Here is a 20,691-nt window from a genome sequence, read left to right on the forward strand (position 1 = left end):
TATCTGTAGAGACAATATATTTAGTTATTTAATCGGATTTAATACTCCATTTACAATCTAGTGCAACGCAACCAAAATCTACACCCTTATATTTATGAAACATACTACCTGTTTCTTCAATCCTAAAGTTTATAATATCAAATAAGCTTCTTATTTTCTTTTTATTTGGAATATGATATCCTACTATAACTCGATATTCACTAGGTAATAATACCGATTTAGGGAATTTAATATTTGAAAAATAGACTCCCTCTTTTTCTATGAAATTATTTAAATCTTCTACCGAAGAAAACACAGTCCTTTCGTTTTGATCTTTAATTCTAAAACCTATGGAACCGTATTCAATAATATCTTCAGTAACTCTTAGTTTCACTTGTAAAGTTATTTGATCTTCAAAACCAAACAAACCTGAAATATTATTGTCTTTGTCTCGCATTGATACTTCCAATATATCAGCGCCTTCATTTGGATTATCGTTTACATAGTGTGCAATATCATTAGCTACATCACTTTTTAAATAAAAATCTACGGCATCATTAGTATTACCCTCAAAAACAGTAGTTCCGTGTTGTAAAACTATAGCTTTAGTACATAAACTCTTTACAGCTGCCATATTATGGCTTACGAATAACACAGTTCTGCCATCACTATTACTGATGTCTTGCATTTTACCTATGGCTTTCTTTTGAAATTCAGAATCTCCTACTGCAAGTACTTCATCAATCACCAAAATATCTGGGTCTAAGTGCGCTGCAACTGCAAATGCTAAGCGCACTGTCATACCTGATGAATAACGTTTCACAGGTGTATCTATATAGCGTTCACAACCCGAAAATTCAACAATTTCTTTTAACTTTGATTGAATCTCCCTTTTAGTCATTCCTAAAATAGCTCCATTCAAAAACACATTTTCCTTTCCTGTCATTTCTGGATGAAAACCTGTTCCAACTTCTAATAATGATGCTATTCGTCCTTTAGTTTTAATTTCTCCAGTGGTTGGACCGGTTACCTTAGAAAGAATTTTAAGTAATGTAGATTTACCTGCTCCATTTTTTCCAATAATACCTACAACTTCTCCTCTCAGAACTTCAAAATTAATATCCTTTAATGCCCAAACATACTCTGAATCTCCTTTAATACTTCTATCGTTGCTTTCTCCTATTTTTAAATACGGATCTTCCTTTCCTCTAATTCTGCTCCACCATCTATTTAAATCATGACCAAGTGTACCTGTTCCAACTAAACCTAAACGGTATTGTTTTGAAAGATTTTCTACTTTTAAAATGATATCTTTTTCCATTAGATAGTATCTATAAAACTCTTTTCGGTTTTATTAAAAATGATTATCCCTATCAGAAAAAGTAAGATGCTTACTAGAGCTGTATACATCATTTTTGATAGTGAATAATCTCCAACTCCTAAAGTCATGTATCTAAAAGCTTCAATTATGGTCGTCATAGGATTGAACTCAACCACCCAAGAAATATTTGGTAATTTTTGTTTAAAATACGATAATGGGTACATGACTGCAGAACCATACATAAGCAATTGAACACCAAAACTTATTAAGAATTTTAAATCTCTATATTTGGTGGTCATTGAAGATATAATCATTCCTAGACCTAAACCCAATAACCCCATGAAGAATATTAACAATGGTAAAAAAATCATGGCTTTTTGTGGACTAGATTGTGCTGCTTTATCAGTAAAAAAAACATAGTAAATATAGAATCCAATAAAAACTAATATTTGAATTCCATATTTAACCAAGTTTGTAAAAACCACAGATAGTGGTACGATAACTCTTGGGAAATACACTTTCCCAAACAAGCTTTGGTTTTGCCCAAATGTATCACTAGTTCCTGTTAGACACTCTTTAAAATAATTCCAACATGTAATACCTGCCAGGTTGAATAAAAATGACGGCACCCCTTCTCCAGTTGGAATATTAGCCATGTTATTAAATATCAATGTGAAAATTACCGAAGTAAAAAGTGGTTGAATAAAATACCACAGCGGACCGAGAATAGTTTGCTTATAAACTGTAATGACATTACGTTTTACAAACAAGAAAAGCAAATCTCTATAAAACCAAATCTCTTTAAGATTTATGTCAATTAGTTTTTGCTTAGGGGAAATGGTATAAAGCCAATTTTCGTTTTTATTAATCAATTTGTAATTAAATTTTTAAATTTTAAAAAAAGATTTAATATGTGACATAAATGTCTTTTTAACATCATCGTCATTGTAGCCATTACCATAACTTCCATAACCGTAGCCGTAGCCGTAGCCGTAGCCGTAGCCGTAGCCATATTTACCTTTTTGGTCATAACCATTGTAAACAAAGCTTAAGTTCTGTATTTCTCCTTTGTTATATTTTGTATTAATAAGGTTTATCATACCTTTTTTAGTATAATCTTGCCTAACAACATAAATAGTAGCGTCTGCATATTCTGTAAGCTCTAGAGCGTCAGCAACAAGACCAATAGGCGGGGTATCTAATACTATATACTCGTAAGTTTTTTTGAGTTCTACAATTAAATCACCCATTCTTTCTCCAATTAATAATTCCGAAGGGTTTGGAGGTATAGGCCCCGAAGTAATAACATCTAAATTTGGAACTTTAGTACTTTGTTTAACACCTTCAATATCTTTTTGTCCAATTAAATAGTTAACAACACCAATATCATTTTTTATATCAAAATCACCAAATATCTTTGGTTTTCTTAGGTCTAAACCAACTAAAATTGTTTTCTTACCACTCATTGCAAAAACTGTTGCAATATTTATGGAACAAAATGTTTTACCCTCACCACTTACAGAAGAAGTAACCATGACAGTTTTTGTCCCTTCTAGATTATGCTTTTTATAAAAGTATTGTAAACTGGATCGAATAGATCTAAAGGCCTCTGCTATAGTAGATTTTGGTTTTAAATGTACAGCAAGGTTATTATTTAAATTATTTTTACCAACAACACCTAACAAAGGTATAGAGGACAACTTTTCTAACACTTGAGGGTTATGTAATTTGTTATCTAAATAAGTCAAAAGAAACGCTAATAATAACGGTGGCAATAACCCTCCAATTATAGCAAACAAATACCGAGAACTTAATTTTAAATCTATTGGGGTTGCTCCAGTATCTTTTGCAGGATCAATAACAAATATATCTGAAACACTAGCAGACTTTATAATATCGGCTTCTCCTCTTTTTGCCAAAAACACATTATATGTTTTTTCACTCAAAGCGTATTGCCTTTGAATATCAAATAATTTTTGTTGAGCTTCAGGCAACTTTCTTATTTTAGCATCCTCTACAGCTATTTTATTGTTAATTAATTGTCGCTCTCTTTTTAACTCATTTGTTACTGAGCTTATGTTTTCCAAAAGCACTATTTTTAAGCCCTCAATTTGCCTATTTAAGTCAGCAAAAATTGTAGCATCTTTTCTAACTGTTGAGCCGTATTTAGATTTCTGAACAGATAATTCGTTAATTCTAGATACATTTGAAAGTATATTTCCCTCATCGATTCCAGAAACAGCAGGAGCAGGAACTTCCGTAAAACTATTACTGGTTTCCAAGTAATTTTTCAAACTTGAATAATAAGCTAATTTTCTATTTATCTCTTCTTTACTTGATTCTAAATCTGTTAGCTTAGTATTAATTGCTAGACTTTTATCATCTAAATTAAAAATCCTATTTTTCTGCCTGTAATTATTTAAAGAATCAGCATTCTCACTAAGTTGCGTTTTCACTCTATTTAGTTGATTATCAATAAACTCAATTGTATTTGTTACAAATTGATTTTTCTTATTTAACTGATCGTCACTTAAAACCTTTACAGTTTCATTTAAATAATCAACAATTTTTGCTTTATTAACATCCACCATACTCAGATTTAATATGGCAGAATTTCTAGGGTTATTTATATTTAATTTACTTCTATATTTAGCAACTACTGCATCAAAATCATTAAACTGAATAAAAAACTCTTGATTTTCTGAAACACTTCGGTCTTCGGCTATATAAACAACTCCACTTATATATGGCGAATTAATTGTATCACCCAAAGTAAGTACTTTTCTATATTCACCTACAGGGATATTTAAATTTTCTTTTTTGTATGTAGAAAAATTTTGAGTCCTATGTTGAGTGGTTTCAAAATTTATAAATAATTCATATTTTCCTTCTTTAAGAAACGTTATTCTTACAGGTATATTTAATATTTGATTTGTATCTGGTATCAGGTTAATTCTAAAAGGTGCACCTGTATAAATATCATCTTTTCTAAATCTTGCTTGTTTTAAGTAAGTAATGTAGTATTCAAGATTATTTACTACTTTTTCATGAACAGAACGCGACCTTAATGAAGTCATCATGGTTTGTACTTTACCAGAAACACCGCCCCAATTAAAAGTTAAACTAGTATTGGATGTAAATAACGGGTTTGATTCTTCCTCAACTGAAATCTGAGTACTTAACCTGTACGATTGTTGCTTTCTGATATTTTGTTGGTAAACAATAAATATTCCAATAATTATAAACAAAAGAAACAATTTCCAATAGCTAAATATTCGAAATAAAAAAGCTTTGATATCAAATGAAGGTTGCTGTGACTGTGATTCTGAAATTTCAAATTCTTCTTCCATCTGTTAAGATTATAAATTTCGAGTTAAGAAATAGGTAGACACTAAAACAGACAGAATTGATGAAATAGTTGTAATATTTTGAATAGCTGTTTGTCCAGCACCAATTGATTTACGTTTTAGTGGTTTTACTAAAATAATATCATTTGGTTGTATAAAGTAAAACGGAGATTTCATAGCTTTAATATCTGTTAAATCAATATGATGTATTTTTTGTCCGTCAGGATATTGTCTAATTACTAAAACATCTTTTCTATCACCAGTCTGAGATATATCCCCTGCATTCGCAAGAGCTTCAATAATATTTACACGATCTTGAAATAAAGTATAGACACCTGTACCACCGACTTCTCCAGTAACAGTATAGCGGAGACCAGACAACTTAACCGTAACAAAAATTTCTGCAGTTTCTTTAAAGTATTGCTTTAAAAGTTCACTTTCAACTTTAGTTTCAATTTCGTCAATCGTAAAACCTAGTACGTTTATCTCTCCAAGAATAGGAAATTCTATATTACCGTGTAAATCAACAGTAAATCCATTAAAATAAAGTCCAGCGTCATTTTGCATATTATTATTCGCACTTTCAACAGGATTAAAAATACCAACAAGTTCTTTATCTAACGCTTTAACGTTTATACTTAAAATATCACTTACTTGGACCTTGTAAGGTTTTGGCAATTCATTAAGAATTAAAGAAGACTCAGTACCATCTCCTTTATCTTGCAAATAAACGAGATCCTTATTAGTTATACATGAATTTAGCAAGACACCTATAACCAGTAAAATTACAAGAAAATAACGCTTCATATTGAGGCAGATTGATTTATCACAAATATAAGTTTTCGTTATGAACAATAAAACTTATAACGTGTTTTTTGGTTTTTTGTGCGTTATTTGCAAAAAATACTTGCTTTTGAATTATTTAACAGTTGAAAACATATCAAAATCTTACGGAGAACTTACACTTTTTAAGAATATTTCTTTTAGTGTCCATAAAGATCAAAAAATAGCTTTTGTTGCCAAAAACGGAACTGGTAAAACCTCTATTTTAAATATTCTTTCTGGTGATGATGCAGCAGACTCTGGTGATGTTATTTATAGAAAAGACATTAAAGTATCTTTCTTATCACAAAACCCAAAATTTGATAATGCTTTAACTGTTGAAGAATCTATTTTTGCTAGCGACAATCCTATCTTAAAAATTATTTCAAATTACGAAAATGCACTTTTAAACCCCGAAGACACTGAGGCATATCAAGCCGCATTTGATGCCATGGAACATCATCAAGCATGGGATTTTGAAACACTTTACAAACAAATACTTTTTAAATTAAAACTTGATACTTTAGAACAAAAAGTCAGTACACTTTCTGGCGGGCAAAAAAAGCGATTAGCTTTAGCTAATGCGTTAATTAACAAACCCGATTTATTAATTCTAGATGAGCCAACTAATCATTTGGACTTAGAAATGATTGAATGGCTAGAAGCATTTTTTGCCAAAGAAAATATCACCCTTTTTATGGTAACTCACGATCGTTATTTCCTAGAGCGTGTGTGTAATGAGATTATTGAATTAGATGAAGGCGAACTTTACAACTATAAAGGAAACTACTCCTATTATCTAGAAAAGCGAGAAGCAAGAATAGAACGCGAAGCTGTGGAAACAGGAAAAGCGAAACAATTATTTAAAAAAGAATTGGCTTGGATGCGTCGACAACCTAAAGCAAGAACTACAAAATCTAAATCTAGAATTGATGATTTTGCAGATATCAAACACAGAGCGCACCAACGTAGAAATGACCATGAAGTACAGTTAGAATTAAATATGGAACGACTTGGAAGTAAAATTCTAGAGTTCCATAAAGTATCAAAAGCTTTTAAGAATAAAACAATATTAAATAATTTTGAATACACTTTTAAAAAAGGCGAACGTGTTGGTATAATTGGTAAAAACGGAACTGGAAAAACTACTTTTTTAAATATTTTAACTCAAATTGCTCAACCCGATTCTGGCAAAGTGGTCAAAGGAGATACCGTGAAGTTTGGTTATTACACTCAAAACGGAATTACCATAAAACCAGAACAAAAAGTTATTGATGTTATCAAAGAGTTTGGTGACTATATTCCCTTAAAAAAAGGACGTCAAATATCCGCTCAACAACTTTTAGAACGGTTTTTATTTAGCAGAAAAAAGCAATATGATTTTGTTGAAAAACTTAGTGGCGGAGAACGTAAACGTTTGTACTTATGCACCGTTTTAATTCAAAATCCTAATTTTTTAATTCTTGATGAACCAACAAATGATTTAGATATTGTTACACTTAATGTTCTAGAAAGTTTTCTTTTAGATTTCCCAGGATGTGTTATTGTTGTAACACACGATCGTTATTTTATGGATAAAGTGATTGACCATTTATTCGTATTTAAAGGTGAAGGTATTATTGAAGATTTTCCAGGAAATTATTCTGATTATCGAGTTTATGAAGATAGCCAACCAGTAATTTCAAACACCGTTGATGTTGAAGATAAAAAAGAAAAACAATCTTGGAAACAAAATGAAGTTTCAAAACTATCTTTCAATGAAGAAAAGGAATTGCGGAATATAGAAAGCAAATTGAATTCATTAGCGTTTGATAAGAAAGAATTAGAAAGTAAATTCAATAATCCTGATTTAACTCAAGATAACATTAATAAACTCTCAGAGGAACTTCAACTAATTATTGATACCATTGAAGCTAAAGAAGAACGTTGGTTTGAATTATCTTCTAAATTAGAAGGTTAATAATATCTCATTGAGGGCAGTCGAGAGGTTATAAATACGTAGAAAAGGTCTCAACTGTGTTCAACCAAATAGAAATATGTTTTATCAAGTTATTCAATACATAAAATTTCTTTTAAAAAGTAGCAACCAACATGGTGTACATTCTCCATTTGTTTATAATTTGGTCACTAAATGTTTTTATGATAAAACGGCATATGGAGCTTACAACCATCTTTTAAATTACCGTAAATCTTTAATTGAAAATCATACTAAAATTAAAGTTACTGATTTAGGAGCTGGCTCTCAAGCAATGAAGCAACAAGAACGTTCAGTTTCTGAAATTGCAAAAAACGCTGGTACAACACATAAAAGAGCTAAACTTTTATACAGACTTACTAATTATTTTAAGCCTGAAAGCATTTTAGAACTTGGTACTTCTTTAGGTATTGCATCCTATGCTATAAGATTAGGGAATCCAGAGGCTAATATTACTTCTATTGAAGGTTGTCCAGAAACTTCAAAATTCTCAAAACATCAATTACAAAAACATCAAATTGAAAATATTTCAATTCTAAATGGTGATTTTATTAATGAAATAGATAAGATAAGCTTAAAAAATTACGACCTCATTTTCTTTGATGGCAACCACCAAAAAGGAGCAACTTTAAAATATTTTGAAACTTTATTAAAAACAGCAACGAATAATTCTGTATTCATTTTTGATGATATTTATTGGTCAGAAGAAATGACTGAAGCGTGGGAGATTATAAAAAAACACCCTAAAGTAACCGTTACTATTGATACTTTTTTCTGGGGTTTTGTTTTTTTTAGAAAAGAACAAGAAACAGAACACTTCAAAATAAGAGTTTAATTTATGTTTGTCATTCCTGCTAAGGCAGGAATCAAAAAAAAGCTCAATATTAATTAATACTGAGCTTTTAAATATTATTAAATAAGATTTTCTATTTCACTAAGTTAATTTCAACTCTTCTATTTTGTGCTCTACCCGCTTTATACATATTAGTTGCAATTGGTCTTCTTTCTCCATATCCAATAGCTGACAACCTAGTAGAATCTACTCCATTTTTAACCAAAAAGTCTTTAACAGCATTAGCTCTAGCATCTGATAAGCTTTGGTTTAGCTCATAACTTCCAATACTATCAGTATGCCCTTCAACTGTAAACTTAGCATTAGGATATTCTTCTAAAACTGTTATAATATCTGATAACACTTGATTAGATTCTGCTTTAATTGAAGCAGTTCCCGAATTGAATAAAATAGTTTTAGCATAATCATTCAATGTTTTTTGAAGCTTTTGGATAACTGCTTCTGGGCAACCATTATTAGCAACTGTACCAGGTTCATCAATACAATCATCATCTTTATCTAAAACACCATCACCGTCATTATCTGGCCATGGGCAGCCTTTATTTATAGAAGACCCTGCTTCTTCAGGACAAGCATCATCTTTATCTAAAACACCATCCTCATCTTTATCTTGCCATGGGCAGCCTTTGTTTTCTTCTGGACCAGCAACTTCTGGACATTCATCATCAGTATCAAGTACTCCATCTTCATCTTGATCTTCAACAGGGCAACCATTATTTGAAATTGGACCAGCAACTTTAGGGCAATCATCTAGCTTATCAAAAATGCCATCACCATCTCTATCCTTTGGAGCATTCTGATATATTGGTATTTTCAATCCTGCATAAACATCTGCTTGCCTATTATTATCACTACCAAACGCTGAAGAAATAGATCCGGAACCTACATATAAAGGACCCGCTCTTAATCCATACCCTACTCTAAAACCATTATCCTCTATAACGCTTAAAGGCATATAAAAACTAAACCATTTAGTTTCTAGACGTGGCGTTAAGGAAACCATATTTGACACACGATTTGCAGTTATTCTGTCTTTAGACATTAATGAAAAATCTGTATTTAGATTTAAATATACTTTTCCATTAATATTCCAATCTGCATTTATGTGTAATGCTGTTGGTAAATCAACTTTATAACCTGTAGCAGTATTAGTTCTTGTATAAAAAGTATTTAAAAAATCGCCAATATTGTCTGTTCCATCAAAATCATCTTCACTTACATCTGTGTTAGTAATATTATATGCTTCTTTTATTCCATCCTTATAATCAATAAAACCAATATCTGTAACAGAAATTCCAATTTTTAATTTGTATTTATTTAGATGTTTAAATCTGTAAGGACTGGAATCTTTCACTTTATAATCTTTGTGTTTTGGCCTCCACTCATACACAAAACCTAAATCTACACCAAAACCACTGGCATCAGGTGTTTCATAATCGTAATCATCGGTATCAAAATCAGTAAATCGTGCATAAGTTATGTTCCCACTTGTGGTTATACTCCCCGTAGTTTCTCCTCCACCAAGGTCAGTTCCATCAGCATCATAATTTAAAGAAACATTTTCTCCTGATGCATAAGTATTCGCTAGTCCTTTTAGGTATTTTAAAGACGCACCACCTTTTACAAAATGCTGCTCTTTATTAAGTAGTGTTCTGGCATAAGTAACACCTACCTCAGCCCAAGAATGTGCCAAGAGATTCATACTTCCTTCATCAAAATTATAATCATCTGTATCATCATCATCAATTGATTCAATGGACGAACCATTAATTTCATTAGCATTAACAAAAGCTCGTGCTCTTGTAAATATGGCTATTGAGCTATTTTTAGTTAAGTTAAACATAAACGATGGCCCTAAAACATCTACATTAATTGCTGCACTATTACCATCTTTAGCATTTGTTTTTGCTTCTAAATCAAAACTATAACCATCTCTTGTTGCGTCCCATACGTTAATACCATAATAATCATTACTTCCAAATACACTTGCACCAGCAAGATTTATATCTGCTTTAAAACGAGAATCGGCAATATTTGCAGGGTTAGAAATAACACCATGTACACCACTATAATTATCTGTAAGAAACCCGATATGAGATTGTGCTTTTAAGCAAAAAGGCACTAAAAGTATTACGATTAATAATGTAATTTTTTTCATTATTCTAATTTGGTTTTCGGGATAAAAGTAATAGTTTTCTGTTAAAACACTATAGATTTTTATTGATGTAATATACTGAATTACATAGTTTTCAATAATTCATTTGAAAAATAAAGAATTTTTAAATGAATTGCTATAAAGATTACTTTTTATAATTAAATGCTTGATGAAACAACAGATAAATTCTTTGAACATTCTTTTTTAATTAAATTGCATACATCAAATAATGATTAACAGTGATACCTATTCTTATAATTATAGTTGTAATAATTACCTTTTCTGTAGGTAGTACAAGAGGAAAAACAAGAGACTTCAAAAAGAATTATAAGATTAAAAAGGAAAGAAACAAATTTCATAAAAAATAATCAATGGGAACTTATTGGTTAATCACAGCTATTATACTAGGAGCTATTTTTACCTATCTAAATAATCAGAAAAAGTTTGTCGATAGTTTTTATAAAAACCTAACGGATGAGCAATTATACAAGGAAACAATTATAATTTTAAATAAAATTTTAGCTCTTCATGATAAAAATTCTGATTTTATTTATTCTGGATTAGAAGATTACGATGATTTAAAGCAAACTATTTCTGTTTATAAAGAATCGTTAATTAAGTATAATTTTGAAACTATTTTAAAATTAAGAAGTGATTTTGCTCCAACAGGTTTGTTTCAAGAATTATCCATACAAAATGAATGGACTGAAGCTTATACTGAATTAGTAGATAAATTTAACATCATCTATAATACAATTGAAGAAAGATTAAAGAATTATTCATGAATTCGTAGCAAATCATTTTGACTTTTACCTTTATAACTTTTACCTTTATATCATGAAAATCTACACAAAAACAGGCGATAAAGGCACCACTGCTTTATTTGGTGGCACCCGCGTCCCGAAGCATCATATTAGAATTGAAAGTTATGGAACGGTTGATGAATTGAACTCGCATTTGGGGTTAATTCGCGACCAAGATATTAATTCGCATTATCAAGAGTTATTAATGACTATTCAAGACAAACTCTTTACTGTCGGGGCTATTTTAGCTACTGATCCTGAAAAGGCTGTTTTAAAAAATGGTAAAGAACGTTTGAATATTGAAAAAATTTCTGCAAAAGATATTGAACTTTTAGAGCAAGAAATGGATACTATGAATGAGGCTTTACCACCAATGACGCATTTTGTACTTCCTGGTGGGCATCAAACGGTGTCATTCTGTCACATAGCGCGTTGTGTATGCCGTAGAGCGGAACGTTTAGCTTCTGCACTGAATGATTTAGAACCTTTTGAGGCAAATGCTTTAACCTACTTAAACCGTCTTTCTGACTACCTTTTTGTATTGGCACGAAAGTTGTCTTCTGATTTACAAGCAAATGAAATTAAGTGGATTCCTGAGAAGAAGTAAAATAGCTTGAATACGGAAAACAGGAGCTTGAAATTAGGGTTTGAAGTAGCAAAAAACAAATGTTTTTTGACTGAATACTGACGACTACGGACTAGCCCGCGTTAGGGATTGCAGTAGAAAGCCCACAGCCTGACGAAGGAAGTGCGAGGACTTGTAACGAAACATTTATGTTCATGAATTCCAAAATTTAAAATAGAATGCATGAATAAAAGCCCGACCCCTTTTGGGGTAACGCCCAAATTATTATTCGATTTTATTTGCGACATTATTATTAACCCGCAGGAATAATTGCAGGTGTTTAGAGTACAAAAAGATACGTTCTTATAATTAATGATTAAATATTTCATTTTTTTCTTGTGTGTTTAAACTAAAAAATTATTTTTGCAAAAAATTAAACATTAAGAAATGTATTGGACTTTAGAATTAGCATCGTATTTAAGTGATGCGCCATGGCCAGCAACAAAAGATGAATTAATAGATTACGCTATTAGAACAGGAGCCCCTTTGGAGGTTGTTGAGAATTTGCAATCTATTGAGGATGAAGGAGACTCTTATGACTCTATTGAGGAAATCTGGTCTGATTATCCTACCGATGAGGATTACCTCTGGAATGAAGATGAATATTAAAAAAGCATAAAAGAATATTAAAAAGTCTCGATTTGAGGCTTTTTTTTTGTTCTATTTTTAAAATAAAAGCTTAACAAAATGTATCTTTGAATGCCTTTTGAAAGGGCGAAATTAATAACGACGAAAACCTAGGGTAATCCTAGATAAAACATATAAAATTAGACTCATGAGTTTTTTAAATTCTGTATTAAAAATATTTGTTGGCGACAAGTCTAAACAAGACGTAAAAGCCATATCTCCATATGTTGATAAAATTAAAGCTTTTGAAGCTGCTTTGGAAGCCTTATCTCATGATGAGTTAAGAGCTAAAACCACTGAGTTTAAAGCTAAAATTGCCGAGGCTAATGCAGATATTGACAAGAAAATTGCTGACTTAACACAAGAAGCAGATACCACTGAAGATATTGATAAGCGCGAGGATATTTATGAAGAAATTGATCGCTTAAAGGATGAGGCTTACAAAATAACCGAAGGTGTTTTAGATGCTATTTTACCTGAAGCTTTTGCTGTGGTTAAAGAAACTGCAAAACGTTTTGTACATAATACCTCTATTACTGTAACTGCAAATGAATTTGACAGAAGTGTTTCTGGCGAAAAAGATTATGTGGTTTTAGATGGCGATAAAGCGGTTTGGGCAAACTCTTGGGATGCTGCAGGAAAACCAATTACTTGGGACATGATACATTATGATGTACAGTTAATTGGTGGTGTTGCCATGCACCAAGGTAAAATTGCCGAAATGCAAACTGGTGAGGGTAAAACCTTAGTGGCTACATTACCTGTTTATTTAAATGCTTTGGCTGGAAAAGGGGTACACTTAGTAACAGTAAATGACTACTTAGCAAAACGTGATAGTGCGTGGATGGCTCCTATTTTTCAGTTCCATGGTATGAGTGTGGATTGTATTGATTACCATCAACCAAACTCTGAAGCTAGAAGAAAAGCCTATAATGCTGATATTACTTATGGTACAAATAACGAATTTGGTTTTGATTATTTGCGTGATAATATGGCACACTCCATTGATGATTTGGTACAACGCCCACACCACTACGGAATTATTGATGAAGTAGATTCTGTTTTAGTTGATGATGCACGTACACCATTAATTATCTCTGGCCCTATCCCGAAAGGCGACCGCCATGAGTTTACAGAATTAAAACCTAAAGTAGAAGATATTGTTTCGGTACAGCGTAAATACTTAACAGGTGTTTTAGCAGAAGCTAAAAAACTAATTGCGTCTGGAGATACTAAAGAAGGTGGTTTAAAATTACTACGTGTATATCGTGGTATTCCAAAAAACAAAGCACTTATCAAGTTTTTATCTGAAGAAGGTGTTAAGCAGTTACTCCAAAAAACTGAGAACTTTTACATGCAAGACAACAACCGCGAAATGCCAACGGTTGATGCAGAATTATACTATGTGATTGAAGAGAAAAACAATCAAGTTGAGTTAACTGATAAAGGTGTTGAATACATTTCTGGAAAGGATAATCCAGATTTCTTTATATTACCAGAAATAGGAATTGAAGTTGCTAAAATTGAAGGGCAAGGACTTCCAGCTGAAGAAGAAGCAACACTTAAAGAAGAGTTATTTAAAGAATTTGGAGTTAAATCTGAACGTATACACACATTAAGTCAACTATTAAAAGCTTATGCTTTATTTGAAAAAGACACACAATACGTGGTGATGGAGAATAAAGTAATGATTGTTGATGAGCAAACGGGTCGTATTATGGATGGTCGTCGTTATTCTGACGGATTACATCAAGCGATTGAAGCAAAAGAAAATGTAAAAATTGAAGATGCTACGCAAACATTTGCAACAGTAACATTACAAAATTACTTTAGAATGTACCGTAAACTGTCTGGTATGACGGGTACTGCATTAACTGAAGCTGGTGAATTTTGGGAAATCTACAAATTAGATGTTCTTGAAACACCAACTAACCGCCCCATTGCACGTGATGATAGAGAAGATTTAGTTTATAAAACGAAGCGTGAAAAGTATAATGCGGTTATTGATGAAGTTACAAAACTATCTCAAGCTGGTCGTCCGGTATTGATTGGTACAACATCTGTTGAGATTTCTGAATTACTTGGTAAAATGTTAAGCATTCGTAAAATACCTCATAACGTATTGAATGCGAAACAGCATAAACGTGAAGCTGATATAGTTGCTGAAGCGGGTAATGCAGGACAAGTAACTATTGCAACCAATATGGCTGGTCGTGGTACCGATATTAAATTATCTGAAGAAGTTAAAGCTGCTGGTGGTTTAGCTATTGTAGGTACAGAACGTCATGATTCTCGTCGTGTAGATAGACAGCTGCGTGGTCGTGCTGGTCGTCAAGGAGATCCAGGAAGCTCTCAATTTTACGTATCTCTTGAAGATAACTTAATGCGTTTATTTGGTTCTGAGCGTATTGCTAAAATGATGGATAAAATGGGATTGAAGGAAGGTGAAGTCATTCAGCATTCTATGATTTCAAAATCTATTGAGCGCGCACAAAAGAAAGTTGAAGAAAACCAGTTTGGAGTTCGTAAGCGATTGTTAGAATATGATGATGTAATGAATGCGCAACGTGAGGTGGTTTACAAACGTCGTTACAACGCGTTAAACGGAGAACGTTTACGTGTTGATTTAGCCAACATGATTTTTGATACTTCGGAAGGTATAGCTGAAACCAATAAAGGTGCTAACGATTATAAAAACTTTGAGTTTGAATTGATTCGTTATTTCTCAATGAGCTCGCCAATTACTGAAGAAGAGTTCGGGAAGCTTTCAGCTCAAGAGATTACATCAAAAATATATAAAGCTGCTTTTGAACATTATAGAGATAAAATGGCTCGTAATGCTGATATTGCGTTCCCTGTAATTAAAAATGTTTATGAAACGCAACGCGATAAATTCAAACGTATTGTAGTACCATTTACTGATGGTGTTAAGAGTTTAAATGTGGTTACTGACCTTGAAAAAGCCTACGAAACCAATGGTAAACAATTAATTACTGATTTTGAAAAGAACATTACTTTAGCCATCATTGATGATGCATGGAAAACCCATTTACGCAAAATGGATGAATTAAAGCAGTCAGTTCAATTAGCAGTACATGAGCAAAAAGATCCGCTTTTAATTTACAAATTTGAAGCTTTTGAATTGTTTAAAGCAATGATTGATCAAGTGAATAAAGATGTGATTTCATTCTTATTTAAAGGAGAATTACCTCAAGAAACACAAAATACTATTCAGGAAGCTAGAGCCAGAAAGAAAGAAAAACTTAACGTACAGAAAGACGAGATTCCTAATTTAGATGAACGTTCTGCACAAAATAGAGCTGCAGGAAATACACAACGTAATCAAGACGTTGTAGAAACCATTGTGCGTGATAAACCAAAAATTGGACGCAATGATCGTGTTACTATAAAACACGTAATGAATGGTGAAAATAAAACTTTAAAATACAAACAAGCTGAACCTTTAATAGCTAAAGGTGAATGGGTTTTGATAGAGGAATCATAAAAACCGTCGTTACGAGGAGTTTCGATTATTATCGAATAGCGTGGTAATCTCATAAATTGAAAGCTAGAACTTTTAACAAACAGATTGCTACATCACCCACAAAAGTGTGATTCACAATTGCATGTAATATTAAAATCTCGGTAGTATCTGTAGTATCTATCGAGATTTTTTGTTATAAGCTATCCAACGGACTTTTTATTTTAGACATGTGCCCATGAGATACTTTGGTATAAATCTGAGTGGTTTTAATTGAGTGATGCCCTAACAATTCCTGGAATGCTTTGTGATGTTGCTTGTTTGAAATTTCATTACCTCGTTTTTCCGAAATTGACAATTGAACAGTCAATAGTACTAGGGCTTGGATATTATGGGCATACGTAATCGTATTGCTTGTTGGGTAATTAAAAGTAGAAATAAAAACGGCACAGAACAATAAATATAAATAATGCGGGCTGATTTTCTTAATTTGAACATTAAAGCATTTAATAAAAAAGTAGCAGTTTGATAATGAAGTGCCTTGAAAACCCGTACTATGCATATTCGGAACGTTGGTATGTAATTGCCAGCGGCACGTAGAATCGCGTTTTGCAAACGCTGCCTTTCTACTAATTACATATCAACGTCCACTGTTTGTCGCACCTCGCCAATTTTGTGTATATTTAGTCGAGTCTACGAGAACTCCTCACGAAACTACACACAACATAGTGTATAGCGAATGAGGCGCAACAATGGCTTCCCGTGAGGCGCGCCTCACTACGCCATACACAGTGGACGTTGTAATACAACTTTATGTTAAAAATCATCGATTTAAATTTAAATTTCTCAAAAGTAAAGCTAAGTCATATATCTCATGATTTAAGAATTGTGAAAAAATCTATTGACATGTTTTATATTCAAAATCCAAATATTTTATAAATACAGATAGTTAAATACATGGAAATTACACCAAAAAAAGGCTTCAAAGGTTTAATTGAAAATTGGCAAAGTGATTTAATTGCAGCGGTGAGTGTATCACTTATTGCTCTACCTCTTTCCTTGGGTATTGCTTTGGCAGCAGGTGCACCTGCAATGTCTGGAATCATCTCAGCAATTGTTGGCGGTGTTGTAACAACCCTTTATCGAGGCGGTCATATATCAGTCAACGGACCTGCAAAAGGAGTTATTGCAGTTATACTTTTAGGTATTGTATTGATGGATGATGGTTCTGGGCAAGCATTTAATTATGTATTGGCAGCAGTAGTTGTTTCTGGTGCAATTCAAGTAGTATTGGGATTATTGAAACTGGGGCGATTAGCCGATATATTCCATTCTTCCGTAATTCACGGTATTTTGGCAGCCATCGGAATTATCATCTTCGCTAAACAAATTCATGTTGCCTTAGGCACGCATTCAGATAGTCCAAGTATCATACAAAATCTTGTTGATGCGTTTCTATTCCTACCGCAAGCGAATCCTTTTGTAGTGATTATTGCTTTGGTTGGCTTACTTTTATTATTATTTCATTCCAAAATCAGTAATCGGTTTTTCCATATTTTACCTACGCCAATGTGGGTCGTCGCCCTTTCCATTCCTTTTGTTTATTTTTTCAATTTCTTTGACCAACATACGCTTTCATTCTTTGGAAAGGCATACGAAGTAGGACCTAATCTACTGTTGGATATCCCAGATAATATTATGGATTCAATAATGCATCCAAATTTTAGTAAAATTAATACAATAGAATTCTGGACAACTGTAGTATCTATTTTAATCATAACAAGTATTGAATCATTAGCCATTGCTAAAGCTGTTGACAAAATTGACCCTTATAAACGAAAGACGGATTTGAATAAAGATTTAACAGGCATTGGATTAAGCACTATAGCAGCCGGTATGATAGGAGGCTTGCCAATTATTGCTGTAATTATTCGAAGTACAGTCAATATTCATAATGGTGCAAAGACAAAGTGGTCTAATATGTATCAAGGACTTTTATTGTTGATTTTTATTATGTTATTGAGTCCTATAATGAGGCAAGTACCGCTTTGTGCTTTTGCTATTTTACTTGTTTATACAGGATTTAAATTAGCTTCACCTGCCGTCTTTAAACAAATTTATAATCAAGGAATCGAGCAATTAATATTTTTTGTTGGCACAATGGTTTTAACACTTTACACCAATTTATTAATTGGTTTACTCGGAGGGTTATTATTGGCACTGGTCATTCACATGTTATTAGCAAGGGTATCTATTCCTCGATTTTTTAAAATGGTTTATAAGTCGCGTACAAAATTGATGAAACAACCAGATGGCAGTTTCGATTTAAAGATTAGAGGTATTGCGAATTTTTTAGGCATTATTAAAGTCGATAAACTAGTGGCTCAAATTCCTTCTGGAGCAGATGTCAATATTGATTTATCTGAAACAAGATTGGTAGGCATTACCTATATGGACTACCTAGTGGACTACCTAAACATCCAAAGGGCTACAGGCGGTAAGGTATTTATATCAGGATTGGATTCTCATGTTTCATCCTCTACCTATAATAGAGCTTTAAAAATTAATTTCTCTGGTTCTGGCGCTAAACTATCGCAAAGGCAAAAACGATTACGAAATTTAGCAACTGAGAAAAATTATCAATACGCAAGTCAAGCTGATTGGAATACAGATTATTTAAAGAAGTTCCACTTTTTTGAAATTAGACCTATTGAACGCAAATACAATTGTCTCAAAGGAACATTTAAAGATTTGAATGTGTCTTGGGAAATTGCAGATGTAACATTCAATGAAGGACAGGCTTTTACAGCTGAGACGTTTAATACTACTCTAATAGTATTAAAATTGAATAAAAAAATTCCCGTTTTTACTATGGAAAAAGAAGCTGTATTAGAAAAAATATTTGACAGGGTGATGGCATTTACGGGCTATAAGGACATTGATTTTGAGATGTATCCTGATTTTTCTAAAAAATTCTTGCTTATGGGGAATAATGAATCTGAGATTAGGTCATTTTTTACAGATGAAATCATTCGCTTTTTCGAAAGTCATCAGATTTATCATATCGAAAGTAATGGTGAAGCGCTTATCATTTTTGATAAAATCAAATTGGCGAGGACAGATGAAACCATTGCATTTATAGATTATAGTAAAGAATTAGCCAAACTCATAGAAATAATAGATTAGGATACTGAAATATAATAAAATTAAAAACAGGAAGAACACCATTCGGAAGTTATTGAAAAAGAATTTAGTGTAAGCTCAATAAAAATATGGCTCTGGATAATCGCCATTAACAGAAACATCGCCTAAAGTGGGCTATTTTATAGTATTAGTAAGAATGAATTACACTTCTAAAATAATACTCGTTTTTGAAGCACCATATTCAGCAATTTTTTCAAGAAAGGAAATAAGATGCTTATTGTTTTTAAAATAACCCAAAACACATAAGCAATCATCTCCAGTAATTCTATCACAACTTTGCACCTCTTCCATGGCTAATATTTGTTTTTGAGCATCAGATGCTACTTTTGGTCCTCGATGAATGACTAATGTTATATACGCTTTGGTCTCAATACCTAACTTTTCATGATTTACTTTTAAAGCATAGCCTTCTATTATACCTTCTTCTTCCATTTGCCTTACACGCTTGCCTATGGCAGGAGCAGACAACCCAACTTCTTTTCCAATATTAGCGAAGCTTTCTCTGGCATTAATTTTTAGCATTTCAAGTATCTTTTTATCAAATACATCCATTTTAAATCAAAATTATATTAATACTTTTTCGATATAATCGAACGTAAATATACTATAATAAATTTGATTATAAAGTAAAAATGAAATATTGCATTCTATATTTGTTACATTGATTTTAATTAAAACAACTACTAACATAAATTATTCTAATAGAAAAAATAAAGTATGAATCCATTTTTAATTGATTGTATTGGTTACGGTGGTTTAGTAATAAACTTATATTCAATGTCTACTAAAGGTGAATATAAACTAAGGCTAATATCACTAATTGCTAATGTAATTTACATTTTATACGGCGCATTAATTATTGCAACTCCAATAATTGTGGGATGTACTATTGCTGTATTTCTGCATGGATACCATCTAAGACGATTAAACATTAAAAAGAACATTAATGATTAAAATACAAATAGCCAAAGAAACAGATACAACAATTCTAGCACTTTTAGCTAGAGTAACATGGGCTGAATCTCATGGGCATTATATAGATGATAAAAACAATCTATTGAAGTATCTGAACAATAATTTTTCAGTTTCAAAAACAAAACAAGATATAAACAATCCTAAAAATCTTTTCTATATTATATATGTTGATGATTTGCCTGTTGGTTATGCAAAATTAGTATTAAACGCCATAAACGAAAGTGTTGCCTCTCAAAACAATTGTCGTCTTGAAAGGATCTTCATCCAAAAGGAATTTATACCCTTAAAAATTGGGCAACAACTTTTAAACTTTGTTGAAGAAAAAGCTAAAGAATTACAGTTAGATACGATGTGGCTTTCCGTTTATATAAAAAATAACAGAGCTATTAGATTCTATGAAAGAAATGAATTTAAAAACGTAGGTGATTTAAATTTTCCTGTCAATGGAAAACTATATGAAAATATAGTTTTTTCAAAAAAAATATAAAGAGGTGTAACTATACAAAATCTTGTCATCGAAGTGA

General features: G+C 32.0%; 16 protein-coding genes. 10 read left to right on the forward strand and 6 right to left on the reverse strand.

Going from position 1 to position 20,691, the window contains the following annotated elements:
* Positions 1-28: 28 nt before the first annotated feature.
* The 4 genes from DIS18_RS11335 to DIS18_RS11350 are packed head-to-tail and all read right to left on the reverse strand — an operon-like array spanning position 29 to position 5,454.
* Complete coding sequence (locus tag DIS18_RS11335) at positions 29-1,300, reverse strand: ABC transporter ATP-binding protein (protein ID WP_109353169.1); 1,272 nt, start codon at positions 1,298-1,300, stop codon at positions 29-31.
* Complete coding sequence (locus DIS18_RS11340) at positions 1,300-2,172, reverse strand: ABC transporter permease (RefSeq protein WP_109353170.1); 873 nt, start codon at positions 2,170-2,172, stop codon at positions 1,300-1,302. Before DIS18_RS11340 ends, DIS18_RS11335 begins: the two co-directional genes overlap by 1 nt.
* A gap of 15 nt (positions 2,173-2,187) precedes the next feature.
* Positions 2,188-4,650 carry an exopolysaccharide transport family protein gene (locus DIS18_RS11345; protein ID WP_109353171.1) on the reverse strand — a complete coding sequence of 821 codons (2,463 nt, stop codon included), beginning with the start codon at positions 4,648-4,650 and terminating at the stop codon, positions 2,188-2,190.
* Between the two features lie 9 nt (positions 4,651-4,659).
* A complete protein-coding gene (locus DIS18_RS11350; protein ID WP_109353172.1) occupies positions 4,660-5,454 on the reverse strand; it encodes a polysaccharide biosynthesis/export family protein in 795 nt (264 codons plus the stop codon).
* Positions 5,455-5,560: 106 nt separating this feature from the next.
* Here DIS18_RS11350 and DIS18_RS11355 point away from each other — a divergent pair, with 106 nt between their 5' ends.
* Both DIS18_RS11355 and DIS18_RS11360 read left to right on the forward strand, forming a co-directional pair.
* Positions 5,561-7,429: an ABC-F family ATP-binding cassette domain-containing protein gene (locus DIS18_RS11355; protein WP_109353251.1), complete on the forward strand. Its 1,869-nt coding sequence runs from the start codon at positions 5,561-5,563 to the stop codon at positions 7,427-7,429.
* A gap of 76 nt (positions 7,430-7,505) precedes the next feature.
* Complete coding sequence (locus DIS18_RS11360) at positions 7,506-8,279, forward strand: O-methyltransferase (protein WP_109353173.1); 774 nt, start codon at positions 7,506-7,508, stop codon at positions 8,277-8,279.
* Positions 8,280-8,370: 91 nt separating this feature from the next.
* Here the strand turns inward: DIS18_RS11360 and DIS18_RS11365 are convergent, their stop codons facing one another.
* Entirely contained in the window at positions 8,371-10,455 is a 2,085-nt protein-coding gene (locus tag DIS18_RS11365; protein WP_109353174.1) for a DUF5723 family protein, read from the reverse strand.
* A gap of 368 nt (positions 10,456-10,823) precedes the next feature.
* Between DIS18_RS11365 and DIS18_RS11370 the strand changes: the two genes are divergently transcribed.
* From DIS18_RS11370 to DIS18_RS11395, 6 genes are all read left to right on the forward strand, one after another.
* Complete coding sequence (locus DIS18_RS11370) at positions 10,824-11,237, forward strand: hypothetical protein (protein ID WP_109353175.1); 414 nt, start codon at positions 10,824-10,826, stop codon at positions 11,235-11,237.
* A 52-nt stretch (positions 11,238-11,289) separates the two neighbouring features.
* Positions 11,290-11,862 carry a cob(I)yrinic acid a,c-diamide adenosyltransferase gene (locus tag DIS18_RS11375; RefSeq protein ID WP_109353176.1) on the forward strand — a complete coding sequence of 191 codons (573 nt, stop codon included), beginning with the start codon at positions 11,290-11,292 and terminating at the stop codon, positions 11,860-11,862.
* Positions 11,863-12,267: 405 nt separating this feature from the next.
* Positions 12,268-12,489 carry a DUF2795 domain-containing protein gene (locus tag DIS18_RS11380; protein WP_019387375.1) on the forward strand — a complete coding sequence of 74 codons (222 nt, stop codon included), beginning with the start codon at positions 12,268-12,270 and terminating at the stop codon, positions 12,487-12,489.
* A 166-nt stretch (positions 12,490-12,655) separates the two neighbouring features.
* Positions 12,656-16,012, forward strand: a complete 3,357-nt coding sequence (gene secA, locus DIS18_RS11385) for a preprotein translocase subunit SecA (protein ID WP_109353177.1) — start codon at positions 12,656-12,658, stop codon at positions 16,010-16,012.
* A 276-nt stretch (positions 16,013-16,288) separates the two neighbouring features.
* Positions 16,289-16,393: a hypothetical protein gene (locus tag DIS18_RS15150; RefSeq protein WP_425428180.1), complete on the forward strand. Its 105-nt coding sequence runs from the start codon at positions 16,289-16,291 to the stop codon at positions 16,391-16,393.
* A 552-nt stretch (positions 16,394-16,945) separates the two neighbouring features.
* Complete coding sequence (locus DIS18_RS11395) at positions 16,946-19,174, forward strand: SulP family inorganic anion transporter (protein ID WP_109353179.1); 2,229 nt, start codon at positions 16,946-16,948, stop codon at positions 19,172-19,174.
* Between the two features lie 159 nt (positions 19,175-19,333).
* Here the strand turns inward: DIS18_RS11395 and DIS18_RS11400 are convergent, their stop codons facing one another.
* Positions 19,334-19,744 carry an Lrp/AsnC family transcriptional regulator gene (locus tag DIS18_RS11400; RefSeq protein WP_109353180.1) on the reverse strand — a complete coding sequence of 137 codons (411 nt, stop codon included), beginning with the start codon at positions 19,742-19,744 and terminating at the stop codon, positions 19,334-19,336.
* A 165-nt stretch (positions 19,745-19,909) separates the two neighbouring features.
* Here DIS18_RS11400 and DIS18_RS11405 point away from each other — a divergent pair, with 165 nt between their 5' ends.
* Both DIS18_RS11405 and DIS18_RS11410 read left to right on the forward strand, forming a co-directional pair.
* Complete coding sequence (locus DIS18_RS11405) at positions 19,910-20,146, forward strand: hypothetical protein (protein ID WP_109353181.1); 237 nt, start codon at positions 19,910-19,912, stop codon at positions 20,144-20,146.
* Positions 20,139-20,654: a GNAT family N-acetyltransferase gene (locus DIS18_RS11410; protein WP_109353182.1), complete on the forward strand. Its 516-nt coding sequence runs from the start codon at positions 20,139-20,141 to the stop codon at positions 20,652-20,654. The genes DIS18_RS11405 and DIS18_RS11410 overlap by 8 nt, the downstream gene beginning before the upstream one ends.
* Positions 20,655-20,691: the final 37 nt, after the last annotated feature.

This window comes from Algibacter marinivivus, from assembly GCF_003143755.1.
In the GTDB taxonomy this organism is placed as follows: Bacteria; Bacteroidota; Bacteroidia; order Flavobacteriales; family Flavobacteriaceae; genus Algibacter_B; species Algibacter_B marinivivus.